The sequence below is a fragment of the Streptomyces nigra genome, from assembly GCF_003074055.1.
GTDB lineage: Bacteria > Actinomycetota > Actinomycetes > Streptomycetales > Streptomycetaceae > Streptomyces > Streptomyces nigra.
The window spans coordinates 759,648-774,612 of sequence record NZ_CP029043.1; the positions used below are offsets into that span (position 1 = coordinate 759,648).

The 14,965-nt window shown below is 72.8% G+C and carries 14 protein-coding genes; 4 read left to right on the forward strand and 10 right to left on the reverse strand.

Annotated elements, in window-relative coordinates:
- Window positions 1-5: 5 nt before the first annotated feature.
- From DC008_RS03465 to DC008_RS03490, 6 genes are all read right to left on the reverse strand, one after another.
- A complete protein-coding gene (locus DC008_RS03465; protein ID WP_108705658.1) occupies window positions 6-1,838 on the reverse strand; it encodes an ABC transporter ATP-binding protein in 1,833 nt (610 codons plus the stop codon).
- A gap of 43 nt (window positions 1,839-1,881) precedes the next feature.
- The gene (locus DC008_RS03470; RefSeq protein WP_108705659.1) at window positions 1,882-2,940 is read right to left on the reverse strand and encodes an iron-siderophore ABC transporter substrate-binding protein; all 1,059 of its coding nucleotides are present in this window, start codon (window positions 2,938-2,940) and stop codon (window positions 1,882-1,884) included.
- 108 nt (window positions 2,941-3,048) lie between these two features.
- The gene (locus DC008_RS03475; RefSeq protein ID WP_108705660.1) at window positions 3,049-3,885 is read right to left on the reverse strand and encodes an ABC transporter ATP-binding protein; all 837 of its coding nucleotides are present in this window, start codon (window positions 3,883-3,885) and stop codon (window positions 3,049-3,051) included.
- Between the two features lie 24 nt (window positions 3,886-3,909).
- Window positions 3,910-5,013, reverse strand: coding sequence for a FecCD family ABC transporter permease (locus DC008_RS03480; RefSeq protein ID WP_235071744.1), 1,104 nt, complete (start codon window positions 5,011-5,013; stop codon window positions 3,910-3,912).
- Window positions 5,010-6,065 (reverse strand): FecCD family ABC transporter permease, encoded by a 1,056-nt coding sequence (locus tag DC008_RS03485; RefSeq protein ID WP_108705661.1) that lies wholly within the window; start codon window positions 6,063-6,065, stop codon window positions 5,010-5,012. Before DC008_RS03485 ends, DC008_RS03480 begins: the two co-directional genes overlap by 4 nt.
- A gap of 48 nt (window positions 6,066-6,113) precedes the next feature.
- A complete protein-coding gene (locus DC008_RS03490; RefSeq protein WP_108705662.1) occupies window positions 6,114-7,469 on the reverse strand; it encodes a lysine N(6)-hydroxylase/L-ornithine N(5)-oxygenase family protein in 1,356 nt (451 codons plus the stop codon).
- 252 nt (window positions 7,470-7,721) lie between these two features.
- Here DC008_RS03490 and DC008_RS03495 point away from each other — a divergent pair, with 252 nt between their 5' ends.
- From DC008_RS03495 to DC008_RS03505, 3 genes are all read left to right on the forward strand, one after another.
- On the forward strand, window positions 7,722-8,669 hold the full coding sequence (locus tag DC008_RS03495; RefSeq protein ID WP_108705663.1) for a methionyl-tRNA formyltransferase: 948 nt from the start codon (window positions 7,722-7,724) through the stop codon (window positions 8,667-8,669).
- 71 nt (window positions 8,670-8,740) lie between these two features.
- Window positions 8,741-9,958: an MFS transporter gene (locus DC008_RS03500; protein ID WP_208645804.1), complete on the forward strand. Its 1,218-nt coding sequence runs from the start codon at window positions 8,741-8,743 to the stop codon at window positions 9,956-9,958.
- Between the two features lie 48 nt (window positions 9,959-10,006).
- Entirely contained in the window at window positions 10,007-10,291 is a 285-nt protein-coding gene (locus DC008_RS03505; RefSeq protein WP_108705665.1) for a DUF6332 family protein, read from the forward strand.
- On the opposite strand, the gene DC008_RS03510 is transcribed toward DC008_RS03505, so the two are convergent.
- The 3 genes from DC008_RS03510 to DC008_RS03520 form a co-directional block, all read right to left on the reverse strand.
- Window positions 10,252-10,917: a response regulator transcription factor gene (locus DC008_RS03510; protein ID WP_055622205.1), complete on the reverse strand. Its 666-nt coding sequence runs from the start codon at window positions 10,915-10,917 to the stop codon at window positions 10,252-10,254. The two genes, DC008_RS03505 and DC008_RS03510, sit on opposite strands and share 40 nt — an antisense overlap.
- The gene (locus DC008_RS03515; protein WP_108710549.1) at window positions 10,914-12,176 is read right to left on the reverse strand and encodes a sensor histidine kinase; all 1,263 of its coding nucleotides are present in this window, start codon (window positions 12,174-12,176) and stop codon (window positions 10,914-10,916) included. The genes DC008_RS03510 and DC008_RS03515 overlap by 4 nt, the downstream gene beginning before the upstream one ends.
- 92 nt (window positions 12,177-12,268) lie before the next feature.
- Window positions 12,269-12,961 (reverse strand): TetR/AcrR family transcriptional regulator, encoded by a 693-nt coding sequence (locus tag DC008_RS03520; protein ID WP_108705666.1) that lies wholly within the window; start codon window positions 12,959-12,961, stop codon window positions 12,269-12,271.
- Between the two features lie 155 nt (window positions 12,962-13,116).
- Here DC008_RS03520 and DC008_RS03525 point away from each other — a divergent pair, with 155 nt between their 5' ends.
- Window positions 13,117-13,569 (forward strand): nitroreductase/quinone reductase family protein, encoded by a 453-nt coding sequence (locus DC008_RS03525; RefSeq protein ID WP_108705667.1) that lies wholly within the window; start codon window positions 13,117-13,119, stop codon window positions 13,567-13,569.
- 31 nt (window positions 13,570-13,600) lie between these two features.
- Here the strand turns inward: DC008_RS03525 and DC008_RS03530 are convergent, their stop codons facing one another.
- Window positions 13,601-14,839 (reverse strand): geranylgeranyl reductase family protein, encoded by a 1,239-nt coding sequence (locus tag DC008_RS03530; RefSeq protein WP_108705668.1) that lies wholly within the window; start codon window positions 14,837-14,839, stop codon window positions 13,601-13,603.
- Window positions 14,840-14,965: the final 126 nt, after the last annotated feature.

Here is a 14,965-nt window from a genome sequence, read left to right on the forward strand (position 1 = left end):
AAGACTCAGCACCCTTTCCCGAAGTCCTGTGGGAGCCCCTCCGGGCCCGCCCGGCCGCCTTCGCGCCACGCCTGCCAGAGACGGGCGTACCGGCCGCCCAGGGCGACCAGTTCCTCGTGCGTGCCCTGTTCGACGACCCGTCCCGCGTCCAGGACGGCGATCCGGTCGGCCGCCACCGCCTGGGTGAGCCGGTGGGCCACGAACAGGGTGGTGCGGCCCGCGCAGGCGGCGCGCACCGCGCGTTCCAGTTCGGCGGCCCCCTCGCTGCCGGCCTCCGCGGTGGACTCGTCGAGCACGACGACGGGTGACCGGGCCAGGACCAGGCGGGCCAGAGCGACGTGGGCGACCTTGGTGACGTCCAGGCGTTCGCCGCCCTCACCGACGGGTGTGTCCAGGCCGTCGGGGAGCAGCCGGACCCAGCTGTCGGCTCCGACCGTGCGCAGCGCCTCCCACAGCTGGGCGTCGGTCGCCCCGGGCGCGGACAGCCGCAGGTCGTCGGCGAGCGGCCCGGAGAAGACATGGGTCTCCTGCGTCAGGATGCTCACCAGGGCGCGGGCCCCCGCCTCGTCCAGCTCGGCGAGATCGGCCGGTCCGATCCGTACCGACCCGGACTGCGGGATGCCGATGCCCGCGACCAGGGCGGCGAGTGTCGACTTGCCCGCTCCGGTCGCGCCGACGAGTGCGAGGGAGCCGCCCGCCGGGATGGTCAGGTCGATGTCCCTGAGGACCGGTTCCTCGCCGCCGGGGTAACGGAACGTCAGACCGCGGACCACCACCGGGTGCGGGACCTGGCCCGGCGGTGCGACGGCGGGGTCTCCGACGAGGCGTTCCCCGGCCTCCTCCCCCAGGACGCCGACCAGCCGGGTCAGGCTCGCGCCCGACTTCTGCGCCTCGTCGAAGGTGAACATGATCAGTCCCAGCGGGGTGAACAGCCGGTGGAACAGCAGGGGGGCCGCCGCGACCTCGCCGAGGCTCGCGGCACCGGCCTCCAGCAGCGCGTAACCGACACCGATGATCAGGACGAGCCCGATGAACTCGGCGCGGTTCTCCCGGCCGACGAACCGGCCGAAGAGGCGGAACACGTCGATGCCGAGCTCGCGCACCCGCCAGGACGCGGCGGTGACCTTCTCCCGGAAGGGCTCCTCCAGCCGGTGGGCGCGGACCGTGTCGATCCCGTCGAGGGCGCTGATCAGGGCCTGCGCCCGGTCCGCCTGCGCCAGCCGCTGCCGCCGGTACAGCGGGGCGGACCGGGGCAGATACCAGCGCAGCGCCAGCGCGTAGGCGGGCAGGGCACCGGCGCCCGCAAGGCCGAGCCGCCAGTCCAGGCCGAACATGCCGGCGGTGGCGATGGCGACCAGCACGCCCGCCGAGAACACGGTCGGGACGGCCGTACGGATGCCCTTGGAGACGACGGCCACGTCGTCGCCGACGCGGGAGAGGACGTCTCCCCTGCCGACCTGCTCGACGCGGTCGCCGGGCATGGCGAGCACCGCGCGGACGGCCCCTTCGCGCAGCCGCGCCAGCAGGTCGGCGCCGAGGCGGCCGATGAGGTAGGCCGACGCGGCGGTGGCTGCGGCGCCGAGCAGCGCGGCGGCCACCGTCAGCGTCCCGACGGTGACGAGCACCGAGCGCGGCCCGCCGTCGGCGACCGCGTCGACGATCCGGCCGAGCAGGAGCACGGGCAGCACCTGGAGGGCGGCGCCCGCCACCGTGGTGAGCACGGTGGCGGTGGTCGGCCAGGGCCGCTCGCGGCAGTGCGCCGCGACCCAGCGGCCGGCCTCGCGCGCGCCGGCGGTGCGCAGCACGGCCGGCGCGGGACGGGAGTCGACGGTGGTCATACGGCGGCCTCGATGGGCCGGGGGCTGGGGGTGCCGGCCGGCATCACCGGCCGGCCGCGGACTTCACGAGTTCGTCCACCGCGTACGGCATGGACAGCAGGGTGCCCTGGGAGATGGCGGCGCCGACCGCGGGGCCCTCGCTGTCGAGCAGGTAGGAGACGTTGCCCTGTTTCACGGCGTCGAGGTTGGTGAACAGCTCGAACTTCTTCAGGGCCTCGGTGTCGGCCTTGTCGTTGATGACGAAGATGTGGTCGACGTCGACGAGGTCGAGGCGTTCGGGCGACAGCTTGGTGTAGAAGCTGCCGTCGGCGATGTCGTCGATCTTCTTCTGGTACGTGAAGCCGATGCCGGAGACGAGCCGGCCGCGGACGTCGGTGGAGGTGAACGGGGCCACGGAGTTCTCGTACCAGGACAGCGCGACGGCGGTGCGGCCCGCGAACTCGGGGTGGTCCTTGCCGGCCCGGTCGAGTTGGGCCTGGATGTCTTTGACCCTGCGTTCGCCTTCCTCGGCCCGGCCGAGCGCCTTGGCGATGTGCAGGGCGTTGTCCTGCCAAGGGGCGCTGAAGAGTTCCTTCTCGGCCTTGGTGCGGGCCACGGTGGGGGCGAGGCGGGAGAGCTTGTCGTAGCCGGCCCGGTCGATCTCGGAGTAGACCGCGATGATCAGGTCGGGGCGCAGGGCGGCGATCTTCTCGTAGTTGGGGCCGGAGTCGCCGTTCTTCATGACGACCTCTGGTTTCGTGTCGCCCCATCTGTCCTTCACCCACGGCCACTGGGTGTTGATGTCGGGGCTGCGGCCGGCGGGGTTGGGGTACTGGTCGGTCATGCCGACGGGCTTGATGCCGAACGCGAGGACGGTCTGGTCGTCGGTGTAGCCGACGGTGACGACGCGTTCGGGGGCCTCGGTGATCTCGGTCGTGCCGAAGGCGTGCTCCACGGTGACCGGGAAGGCGCCGGCCGCCGCCTTGGTGGCGCCGCGGTCCTCGCCGGGCGTGTCGTCGTCGGATCCGCAGCCGGCGAGCAGGCCGGCGCCGAGGACCGCGGCGGACAGCAGCGCCGCCGTCCGCCGCCGGGGCCTCTTCCGCAAAGTGGTGTGCAGGAGCATCCGAAATCCCCTTGCCTGTCGCGCTGTCGAGCCCCGTCCGAGGCAGCGAAACCGTACCTTCATGCAGGTAAGGTAAACCTAGCCTAAGTACGTCAACTTGCCTACCGCCTAAGGAAGTTGTACGTGTGTGCGACCGATCGGGATGATGAGCGGACGGCCGCCCACCGGGTCCTCGATCACCTGGGCGCGCAGCCCGAACGCCTCCCGCATCAGCTCGGCCGTGACGACGTCCCGCGGCGCACCCTGCGCGAGGACCGCCCCGTCCCGCATCACCACGAGGTGATCGCTGTAGCGCGCGGCCAGATTGAGGTCGTGCAGCACCATCACGACGGTGCGGCCCGACTCGTGCAGATCGTCCACGAGGTCCAGCACCTCGACGGCGTGCGCCAGATCTAGGTAGGTGGTCGGCTCGTCCAGGAGCAGCAGACCGGTCCCCTGGGCCAGCGTCATCGAGATCCACACCCGTTGGCGCTGACCACCGGACAGCGTGTCGACGGGGCGGTCCGCGAGGTCGGACACCCCGGTCATGGCCAGGGCGCGCGCCACCACCTCGGCGTCGTCGGAGGACCACTGCCGCAGTCGGCTCTGATGCGGATGACGGCCCCGGGCCACCAGGTCGGCGACCGTCAGCCCGTCCGGCGCGACGGGCGCCTGCGGCAGCAGACCGAGCCTGCGGGCCACGTCCCGGGTGCGCAGCCGGGCGATGTCCTCGCCGTCCAGGACGACGGCCCCCTCGGCCGGCTTGAGCAGCCGCGCCAGGGTCCGCAACAGGGTTGACTTCCCACAGCCGTTGGGGCCGATGATCGTGGTGATCACGCCGGGCGGGATCTCGACGTCGAGTCCCTCGATGACCGGCCGGGCGCCGTACCCGACCGTGACGGACCGGGCCGCGAGCCGCGCCCCGGCGACCTCGGCCGGGCTCCCGGTGATGGAGTGGATGGCCACGACTCCCCCTCTTTCTCCGCCTGTTCACGCCGTACCGTCCCTGCGCAGATTGGCCCGCACCAGCAGATGGACGAGGAAGGGGCCGCCGATCGCCGCCGTGACCACGCCGACCGGCAGGCCGACGGGCAGAGCCGTCCGGGCGACCAGGTCCGAGCCGAGCAGCAGCAGCGCGCCCGTCACGGCGGACGCCGCGAGCGGCGGGGTGGGACAGCGCGTCAGGCGCATCGCGACCTGCGGGGCGACCAGGGCCACGAACGGCACCGGCCCCGCCGCGCTCACCGCGACACCGGCCAGCAGGACCGCGCACAGCAGCACGACCGCGCGTACCGCCGCGAAGCGCACGCCCAGTCCGGCCGCCACGTCGTCGCCCAGGTGCAGGGGGCGGAACGGGAAGGCGGTGGCCGCCACGACGGCGAGCAGGACGACGGTGCCCCACAGGGCGAGCCGCACCTCGTCCCAGGACCGGTTGTCCAGCGAGCCGATGAGCCAGGCTTGGGCCTGGGCCACGTCCCGGATGTCGGCCGTGGTGAGCAGCCAGGTGGTGACCGCCTCCATCACGGCGCTCACCGACAGGCCGATGAGGATGAGCCGCAGTCCCTCGATGCCGCGCCGCCATGCGAGGAAGTAGACCAGCAGACCGGTGCCGAGACCCCCGGCGAGGGCCGCCGCGGACAGCCCGACCGTGTTCATGACGGCTGCGGAGGCACCGCCCGAGACCGTCACCAGGAACACGGCGGTGGCACCGGCGCCGCCGGTGATGCCGAGGATGTCCGGGCTGGCCAGCGGGTTGCGGGCGACGGACTGGGTGATCGCCCCGGACACCCCGAGCGCCACACCGACGACGAGACCGGCCAGGGCGCGCGGCAGCCGCAGGTCCGTGATCACGAATTCGTCGATCCGCTCGCCCCGGCCGAGGAGGGTGGCGACGACCCGGGGCAGGGCGATCGGGAAGTCCCCGACGCCGATCGACACACAGAACAGCAGGAAGGTCACCGCGGCGAGCAGCAGGGTGACCAGGACCTGCCAGGGCCGCCACACGAACGACACCGGGCCGAGCCGGACGCCGGGCAGCACCGGCGCCGTCGCCGCGTCCGGCGGCCCTGATCGCAGCGCCTTCGCCCCGCTCACGTGTTCCTCACCTTTCCGAGCCACACCAGCGCCGCGAAGAACGGGGCGCCGGCCAGCGCGACGAGCACCCCGGCGTCCAGTTCCCCGGGCCGCACCACGAGCCGGCCCACGCTGTCGCAGAGCAGCAGCACGATCGCGCCGAGGAGGCCGGCGTACGGGACCAGCCAGCGGTAGTCGGGACCGGTGAGCGAGCGGGCGAGGTGCGCCACCATGAGCCCGAGGAACGCGATCGGCCCGCAGGCCGCCGTCGCCGCGCCCGCGAGCAGGGTGATGGCGGCGATGCCGAGGGTCCGGCTCAGCGCGACGTCGACGCCGAGGCCGCGCGCCACGTCCTCGCCCAGGTTGAGCAGGTTCACGGCGGGCAGGGTGACGAACGCGAGCAGCAGACCGGCCGCGACGAACGCGCTCACCGGTCCGATGACGTCGAAGCCGACGCCGGCCACGGAGCCGGCGTTCCAGAACCGCAGCGCGTTCAGCGACTTCTGGTCCGACAGCGCGACGGCGGTGGTCATGGCCGCGAGGAAGACGGCGACGCCCTGCCCGGCGAGGGCGAGGGTCAGCGGATGGCCCGCGCCCCGGCCGAGGCTCGCCAGCCCGAAGACGACGACTCCGGCGAGCGCGGCGCCCAGGAAGGCGAACCAGAGGTACTGGAACGGGCCGGACAGCCCGAACACGGCGGTCACCGTGACCACGGCGAAGGACGCTCCGGCGTTGACCCCGAGCAGACCGGTGTCGGCGATCGGGTTGCGGGTGTGGCCCTGGATCAGGGCGCCGCCGACCCCGAGGGCGACGCCCGCCACGATCGCGAGCACCGTGCGCGGCACCCGGACCGTCCGCACGATCAGCCGGATCTCGGTGAGCCGCTGGTCGGGGTCCGGCGCCGCGAACAGCCCGTGCCACACCTCGGCCGGGGTCAGCGCCCGCGCCCCGACCGCCAGGGACACCGCGGCGGCCGTCACCAGGACCGCGCCGAGCACGGCGAGTCCGCCCACCCGCCTGCCGCGGATCGGGGTCATGCGCTGGGTCGCCGTGCGTTCGGCTGTGGCGTTCATCTGGACGTGGGTCGTCCCTCCGCTCCGTGGGGCCGGGCCGGCGTGTGTCTACCGGGCGGGCCTGCCGGTGCCGTCGACGACCGCGCGGGGCCCTTCGGGTGCCGGGCCGGGGTCACGGTCGAGGAGCGAGTCGAGGATCTCGCCCACGCGGACGGCGGTGTTGGAGAGCAGCGAGGAGGTGATGCCGTGGGTGTGTTCCGTGCCGCCCTGGAGGTAGATGCCGCAGCGCAGGGAGTCGTCGGTCGCGACGCGGTAGTCGCGTTCGACGCGGACGCGGCCCTCGTCGTCGCGCAGACAGTGGTCCGCCACCTCGCCGAGCAGCCCCACCGGGTCGGCCGGGCCGTAACCGGTGGCGAACACGACGACGTCGGCGTCCAGCCGGGTCTCCTCGCCGGTGACGAGGGAGGTGACCGTGGCGCTTACCCTGTCGTCCTCGGTCTCCTTGACGTCGGTGAGCCGGGAGACGTTGAGGAAGCGCAGGCGCTCGGTGCCGAGCACCTTCTCCCGGTACATCTGCCGGTACAGGTCGTCGATCAGGTCGATGTCCACCACGGAGTAGTTGGTGTTGCCGTGGTAGTCCATCAGCCGGCGTTTGACGCTCTCCGGCGCGGTGTAGAAGGCGTCCACGGCCTCCGGGTCGAAGATCCGGTTGGCGAAGCCGCTGTCGTCGGCGGGGCTGTAGCCGTAGCGCGAGAAGACGGCGCAGATCTCGGCGTCCGGGAAGCGGCGGTGCAGATAGGCGACGTTCTCGGCGGCGCTCTGCCCGGCGCCGACCACGACGACCCGCCCGGGCGGCGGGCCTTCCCACGCGGCGACCCGGCCGAGGAGTTCGGAGGTGTGCCACAGCCGGTCGGAGCGTTCCACGCCGTCCGGCATCAGGGGACGCAGACCGGTGCCGAGGACGAGGTTGCGGGCGCGGTGCACGGCGAGCCCCTGCGCCGACCGGACGGTGACGTCCAGGTGCTCCACGACGCCGTCGCGCAGGACGGGCATGACACCGACGACCTCATGGCCGTAGGAGACGAGGTCGTCGACGCGGGCGGCGGCCCACTCGAAGTAGTCGTGGAACTCGATCCGCAGCGGGAAGAGGCTCTTGTGGTTGATGAAGTCGATCAGCCGGCCCCTGCTCTTGAGGTAGCAGACGAAGCTGTAGTCGCTGGCGGGGTTGCGCAGCGTCACCAGGTCCTTGAGGAACGAGACCTGCATGGTGGCGTCGTCGATGAGCATGCCCCGGTGCCATCCGAAGCGCGGCTGCTGTTCGAAGAAGTGGGCGCGGAGCGGCAGCCCGCCGGGGCCGGCGTTGTGCTCGCTGAGCGCGATCGCCATGGCCACGTTGGACGGCCCGAAGCCGATGCCGATGACGTCGTGGATGGTGGGGGTGCCGCCGGGACGAGCCTGTGCCATGTCACTCCCATCGTGCGGGGCGGCGGCCCTGCGGAGGCAGGCCGCCATTGACGTGCAGCGGGGAAGTACGACAGCTCGGGCACGCCGGGGCCGCCCGGAACTTAGGTAAGGCTAAGCTCACGTCAGGCGGCCTGTCCAGAGGGGTACTTGTGCGCGAAAGCGTTCAACAGGCCGCAGAATAGGCCCCGTTGACGAGTTAGGTAAGCCTCGCTTTACTAGCGACGACCAGCCCCTGCTCCGAGGAGGAACTCCATGCGGGTCGTCATGTTCGGATACCAGACGTGGGGGCACCGGACCCTGCGGGCCCTCCTCGACTCCGAGCACGACGTGGTCCTGGTCGTCACCCACCCGAAGAGCGAGCACGCCTACGAGAAGATCTGGAACGACTCCGTCGCCGACCTCGCCGAGGAACACGGCGTGCCGGTCCTGATCCGCGACCGCCCGGACGACGACGACCTCCTGGCCCGCCTGAAGGAGGCCGACCCGGACATCATCGTGGCGAACAACTGGCGCACCTGGATCCCTCCGAAGGTCTTCGGACTCCCGCGCCACGGCACCCTGAACGTGCACGACTCGCTGCTGCCGAAGTACGCCGGCTTCTCCCCGCTGATCTGGGCGCTGATCAACGGCGAGTCCGAGGTGGGCGTCACCGCGCACCTCATGGACGAGGAGCTGGACGCCGGTGACATCGTGCGCCAGGAGGCGGTCCCGGTCGGGCCACGGGACACCGCCACCGACCTGTTCCACCGGACCGTCGGCCTCATCGCCCCGGTCACCCTCGGCGCCCTCGACCTCATCGCCTCGGGACAGACACGGTTCACACCACAGGACCGCTCCCGGGCCAGCTTCTTCCACAAGCGGTCCGTCGAGGACAGCCGCATGGACTGGACCTGGCCCGCCGAGGACCTGGAACGATTGGTGCGCGCCCAGTCCGAGCCGTATCCCAGCGCCTTCACCTTCCACCGGGGCAGGCGGCTCGAGGTGCTGTCCGCCGTCGTCTCCGAGGGGCGCTACGGCGGCACCCCCGGGCGCGTCTTCTACCGCGAGGGCGACGGCGTGGTGATCGTCGCCGGCGCCGACGCCCGCGCCGGCCGCAACCACGGCCTGGCGATCACCCGGGTCCGCACCGAGGACGGCCGCGAACTGCCCGCGACCGAGTACTTCACCTCCATGGGCGGCTACCTCACCGCCGCCCCCTGAGGCGTGTGATCCGGCGAACGCACAGGTGAGCAGCCCTTGCCGCATCCCTGGACCCCGCCTAGCCTGCTTTTGTGCCGCAAATAAACAAATCGCGGGCGCACAGCGTCGTGCCCCGCCCCCTCAGCCCGCTCGGCCGTCTCCGGATCGCCATCACCGTCTTCTTCGCCCTCGACGGCTTCCTCTTCGCGGGCTGGGTGGTCCGCATCCCCGCCATCAAGGAGCAGACGGGCGCCTCCGCCAGCGCGCTCGGTCTTGCCCTCCTCGGGGTGTCGGCCGGGGCCGTCGTCACCATGGTGTTCACCGGCCGCCTGTGCCGCCGCTACGGCAGCCACCAGGTGACCGTCGTCTGCGCGGTCCTGCTCTGCCTCAGTGTCGCCCTGCCCCCGCTGACCCACTCCGCACTCGCCCTCGGCCTGGTGCTCCTGCTCTTCGGCGCCGCCTACGGCAGTATCAACGTGGCCTTCAACAGTGCGGCCGTCGACCTGGTGACCGCCCTGGGGCGGCCCGTCATGCCCAGCTTCCACGCGGCGTTCAGCCTCGGCGGCATGGCCGGCGCCGGACTCGGCGGACTGGTCGCCGGCTCCCTCTCCCCCACGCGGCATCTGCTGGCCCTCACCGTCATCGGTCTGGTCGTCACCGCCGTCGCGGGCCGCACCCTGCTGCGGCACGCCCCGCCGGTCACCGCCGCCCCCGGCCGTCCGAGCGCCACGCCCGGTCGCAAGGACCCGCGCACCCGCCGCCTCGTGATCGTCTTCGGGCTGATCGCCGGCTGCACGGCGTACGGCGAAGGGGCCATGGCCGACTGGGGAGCGCTGCACCTGGAGGACGACCTCGGTGCCGCGCCCGGCGTCGCCGCCCTCGGCTACACCCTCTTCGCGCTGTCCATGACGGTCGGCCGGCTCACCGGCACGACCCTGCTCGAACGGCTCGGCCACACCCGGACCGTCGTCGCGGGCGGCGCGACCGCCGCCCTCGGGATGCTGCTCGGCTCCCTCGCCCCCTCCCTGTGGGCGGCCCTTCTGGGCTTCGCGGTCACCGGGCTGGGCCTCGCCAACCTCTTCCCCGTGGCCGTCGAACGCGCCGGCACGGTCGCCGGGCCGAGCGGCGTGGCCCTGGCCTCCACGTTCGGCTACAGCGGCATGCTGCTCGGGCCGCCCGCCATCGGGTTCATGGCGGACTGGTTCTCCCTTCCCGTCGCCCTCACCAGCGTCGCCCTGCTGGCGGCGATCGCCACGCTCATCGGGGCCGGGACGGGGCGCGCGGTGCCGGAGCGGCCGGGCGCGGCGTGAGCCGAGGGCCCGCTTGTTCCGGCCCGGCTCCGGTGTGAGACTCGCCCCATGAGTGACCACGGGGGACGGCGCGGTCAGGCCGAGCGGGACGCGATCACCGTCGAGATCGTATACGCGCTGTGCAGCGCGGTGTTCGCGGCGGCCGTGGTGTTCGGCGCGGTCGTGGGACCGGTGTTCGTCTTCGACCTGCCGGACGGGGTGCGCCGCGCCCTCGTGGGTGTGGGCGCCACCGTCGCCGCCGTGCTGTTCGTCGTCCGGGTCGTGAGCGTGCTGATGCGGTTCCGGCCGGGCGCTCAGCCCAGCCAGCCGGGCCGGACCAGCCCGGACTCGTAGGCCAGCACCACCAGTTGGGCCCGGTCGCGGGCGCCCAGCTTCACCATCGTGCGGCTGACGTGGGTCTTCGCGGTGAGCGGGCTGACCACCAGGCGGCGGGCGATCTCCTCGTTGGACAGGCCGATGCCGACCAGCGCCATCACCTCGCGTTCCCGTTCGGTCAGCCGGGCGAGGGCGTCGGCGGCCGCGGGCTCCTTGGAGCGGGCCGCGAACTCGGCGATGAGCCGCCGGGTCACCCCCGGCGACAGCAGCGCGTCGCCGTCGACCACCGCCCTGACCGCGCGCAGGAGTTCGTCCGGCTCGGTGTCCTTCACCAGGAAGCCGGAGGCGCCGGAGCGGATCGCCTCGAAGACGTACTCGTCCAGTTCGAAGGTGGTGAGCATGACCACCTTCACGTCCTCCAGCGCGCTGTCCCCGGTGATCCGGCGGGTCGCGGCGAGCCCGTCGAGCACGGGCATCCGGATGTCCATCAGCACGACGTCCGGCCGCAGTTCGCGCACCGAGCGGACGGCCTCCTCGCCGTCGGCGGCCTCCCCGGCGACCTCGATGTCGGGCTGCGCGTCGAGCAGCGCCCGGAAACCGGCCCGCACGAGCGACTGGTCGTCGGCGAGCAGTACGCGGATCACCGGTCCTCCTCCTGAGGGGTCGTGTTCTTCGCCCGTTTCGACGTCGTGAGCGGCACGACGGCCAGCACGCGGAAACCGCCGTCGCCGCGCGGACCCGCCTCGATCGTGCCACCGAGCGCGGCGGCACGCTCCCGCATTCCGGCCAGCCCGTTGCCGCTGCCGCCCGCGTCGGCGCCGGTCGCGGGCCCGTCGTCGTCCACGCACAACCGCAGCGTCGCCCCGTCCGCCTGCTCGAACCGCACCCGCGCGCGCCGCGCCCCCGAGTGCCGTACGACGTTGGTGAGGGCCTCCTGGACGATCCGGAAGGCCGCCAGATCCGTGCCCGGGGGAAGCCGTGGCGGCTCGCCCTCGACCTCGACGGTGAGCCCGGCACCCGCCGCCTGGGACACGAGTTCGGGCAGACGGGCGAGACCCGGGGCCGGAGCGCGCGGGGCGTCGCCGGGCGTGCGGAGGGTGTCGAGGACCTGGCGGACCTCGCCGAGCGCCTCCTTGCTCTGGGCCTTGATGGTGGTGAGCGCGGTGCGCGCCTGCTCGGGGTCGGTGTCGAGAAGCGCGAGGCCGACCCCGGCCTGGACGTTGATGACGGAGATGCTGTGGGCGAGGACGTCGTGCAGCTCGCGGGCGATCCGCAGCCGCTCCTCGTCGGCGCGCCGCCGGGCCGCCTGGGCCCGCTCGGCGCGCTCCTTCGCCCACTGCTCCCGGCGGACCCGCGCCAGTTCCGACACCGCCACGACCGCCACGACCCAGGCGGCGACCACACCTTCCTGCTCCCAGGGCGCGGCCCCGTCCCCGGACGGCGGCAGCCACCGGTACAGCCAGTGCCCCACGAGGACGTGCCCGGCCCACACCGCCCCGATCGCCGTCCAGCCGGCCCACCGGTGCCCGGTGACGACGGCGTTGAAGCAGGCCACCGCCACGGTGAGGAAGACAGGGCCGTACGGATAGCCGGCGGCCAGATAGACCGTGACGGCGGCCGCGGTGCCGAAGGCCACGGGCACCGGGTACCGCTTGCGCCACAGCAGCAGGGCCGACGCCACGACGAGCAGCACCCGTGCGAAGGGGTCGAGGTCCAGGCGGTCCTCGTGCTGGCCACGGGCCGCGAAGGAGGAACCGACCAGCACGAACGCCGTCACCAGGACGGTGGAGCGCCACGGCCGGCGCGGGCCGCGCACGCCGTCGTCCCAGCGGTTCCACGGCGGCGGCCCGTGGCGCCACCCCGTCGGTGGACCGCCGGGCCGGTGTGCCTGCTGCTCGTCCATGGTGGCCACGCTAGACGCGCGGACCAGGGCGCGGCGTCACCCGCGCGTGGCGATCACGCGTACTCCCCGGGAAGTACGGGTGGGCCGGCGGGTCAGCGCAGGCCGACCTCGTGGGCGATACGGATCGCCCCGTGCCGGAAGAACGGGCGCCGGTCCTCGACGACCTTGTTGAACTGGCCGAACAGCTCGAAGCCGACCAGACCGAACAGCTCGGACCAGGCGGCGATGAGGGCCACGACCGTCGCCGGGGGCAGGTCGGGGGCGAGGTCGGCGGCCATGCGCCCGGCCTCGGCGGTCAGGTCGTCCGGCAGTTCGGGGGCGTCGGCCAGGACGCCCTCGTGGTGGGCGTCGCGGACGATGCCGATGAACAACAGTCCGACGCGGGAGGCCGGTGGGACCGTGGTGACGGGGGCGGTGTAGCCGGGCACCGGCGATCCGTAGATCAGCGCGTACTCGTGCGGGTGCTCCAGCGCCCAGAGGCGGACGGCCTCCGCGACCGCCGTCCAGCGCTCGAGCGGCTCGGCGTCCGCGACCCGTTCGTTCGCCCCCTCGGCGGCCTCGCCGAGGGAGTCGTAGGCGTCGATGATGAGTGCGGTCAGCAGGTCGTCGCGGCTCGGGAAGTAGCGATAGAGCGCGGAGGAGACCATGCCGAGGGAACGGGCGACGGCACGCAGCGACAGCCGTGCGGCGCCCTCCGCCGCGAGCTGTCTGCGCGCCTCCTCCTTGATGGCGGCGGTGACTTCCGTCCTGGCGCGGGCGCGGGCGCCCTGTGCGGTGCTGCTCATGCCGTGCAGTCTCCCACGAGAACAGAGCAGTGCACACATTCGAGAGCACTGCTCTTGCTTTGGATCGCCATCCTCGTGCACACTGCTCTCAAGCGAGAGCAGTGCTCTCGGAGTCGCGGAGCCAGATGGTTCTCCGTCCGATCCAAGGGGTCACCATGTCGTCGTCGCCGTACTACCTCAAGGGCAGCCCGCTCGCCGTCCGCTTCAACAACGTCGTCGGCTGGCTCGCCCGGCACGGCCTGAGCATCGCGGGCACGGCGGAGATGTCCGTGCGCGGCCGCAAGAGCGGCAAGATGCAGCGCATCCCGGTCAACCCGCACCAGTACGAAGGCGCGCAGTACCTCGTCTCGGCGCGCGGGCACTCCCAGTGGGTGCGCAACATGCGCGTCGCCGGCGGCGGGGAGCTGCGGGTCGGGCGCAAGCTGCGGACGTTCACCGCGGTGGAGCTCCCCGACGAGGAGAAGCTCCCGATCCTGCGGACCTACCTGGAGAAGTGGGGCTGGGAGGTCAACCAGTACTTCCAGGGCGTGACCGCGAAGTCCACCGACGAGGAGATCGTGGCCTGCGCCCCCGACCACCCCGTCTTCCGGATCACGGTCGACGGATGACGGGGGCGGCGCGGGTGGCGCCCCGGCGCCGTCAGGAGGTCGGCTGCTCGTCCGCGGGCGCCTGGCGGCGGTCCAGCGCGCTCAGGGCGCGGTGGGCCATCGGATGGGTGCGGACGATCTCGGCCAGGGTCGTCGTCCCCCGGGTGATGTCCATGAACGCCTTCCAGGCCGGCCGGAACCCGGTCAGCACCGCGTGGAAGAGGCCGGGGCGGCGCTCGAACACCGTCAGCAGCCGCTTGCCGACGCTCATCTCCACGCCGAGGCCCGCCTTGACGGCGAACGCGTAGTTCAGCGCCTGGCGCCGGGTGTCGACGGCGTCGTGCGCCTCGGCGATCCGGACCGCCCACTCCCCCGCCAGCCGGCCCGACCGCAGTGCGAAGGAGATGCCCTCGCGGGTCCACGGCTCCAGCAGGCCCGCCGCGTCCCCGCAGACCAGGACCCGCCCGCGCGAGAGCGGCGAGTCGTCCGCGCGGCAGCGCGTCAGATGTCCGGAGGAGATGCTCGGTTCGAACCCGGCGAGCCCGAGCCGCCCGATGAACTCCTCCAAGTACCGCTTGGTCGCGGCGCCTTCACCGCGGGCGGAAATGACCCCGACGGTGAGGGTGTCACCCTTGGGGAAGACCCAGCCGTAACTCCCGGGCATCGGGCCCCAGTCGATGAGCACCCGCCCCTTCCAGTCCTCGGCGACCGTCTCCGGCACCGGGATCTCCGCCTCCAGACCGAGGTCGACCTGGCCGAGCTTCACCCCGACATGCGCCCCTATGCGGCTGGCGCTGCCGTCCGCGCCCACCACGGCACGGGCGAGCACGGTCTCTCCGCCCTGCAGGACGAGGGCGACACAGCGGCGGTCCGGCACGGCCGAGCCGTGCTGCTCGACGCGCTGCACGGTGACGCCGGTGCGCAGCTCGGCGCCGGCCTTCTGCGCGTGCTCGACCAGCGCCTGGTCGAACTCGGGGCGGTTGACCAGCCCGAACAGCGTCTGCCGGGAGCGGCGGGTGCGGGCGAAGCGGCCGTTGTGCGTGAAGGTCACCGCGTGCACGCGATCGCGCAGCGGGAGGTCGAAACCGGGCGGGAGGGAGTCGCGCGAGGGGCCGATGATGCCTCCGCCGCACGTCTTGTACCGGGGCAGCTCCGCCTTCTCCAGCAGCAGGACGCGCCTCCCGGCGACCGCCGCCGCGTAGGCGGCCGAGGCCCCCGCCGGACCCGCTCCCACCACGACGACGTCCCACACCTGCCGCACGTCGTCCGCCGAAGAGTTCTCGCTGCTCACGATGGCCTACTGCTCCGCTCTGTTCGCCGCCCGATGCTGACCCCCCGCATCCTACGGCGGGCGTCGTCGCAGGCCACTGTGGGAGGATCACAGCACTCACGCGTACAACGTCGCACCCACAAGGAG

Bases quoted from the DNA above. Each gene is read 5' to 3' on its own strand.
- DC008_RS03465 (WP_108705658.1), bottom strand. From the start codon at position 1,838: ATGACCACCGTCGACTCCCGTCCCGCGCCGGCCGTGCTGCGCACCGCC.
- DC008_RS03470 (WP_108705659.1), bottom strand. From the start codon at position 2,940: ATGCTCCTGCACACCACTTTGCGGAAGAGGCCCCGGCGGCGGACGGCG.
- DC008_RS03485 (WP_108705661.1), bottom strand. From the start codon at position 6,065: ATGAACGCCACAGCCGAACGCACGGCGACCCAGCGCATGACCCCGATC.
- DC008_RS03490 (WP_108705662.1), bottom strand. From the start codon at position 7,469: ATGGCACAGGCTCGTCCCGGCGGCACCCCCACCATCCACGACGTCATC.
- DC008_RS03495 (WP_108705663.1), top strand. From the start codon at position 7,722: ATGCGGGTCGTCATGTTCGGATACCAGACGTGGGGGCACCGGACCCTG.
- DC008_RS03505 (WP_108705665.1), top strand. From the start codon at position 10,007: ATGAGTGACCACGGGGGACGGCGCGGTCAGGCCGAGCGGGACGCGATC.
- DC008_RS03515 (WP_108710549.1), bottom strand. From the start codon at position 12,176: ATGGACGAGCAGCAGGCACACCGGCCCGGCGGTCCACCGACGGGGTGG.
- DC008_RS03520 (WP_108705666.1), bottom strand. From the start codon at position 12,961: ATGAGCAGCACCGCACAGGGCGCCCGCGCCCGCGCCAGGACGGAAGTC.
- DC008_RS03525 (WP_108705667.1), top strand. From the start codon at position 13,117: ATGTCGTCGTCGCCGTACTACCTCAAGGGCAGCCCGCTCGCCGTCCGC.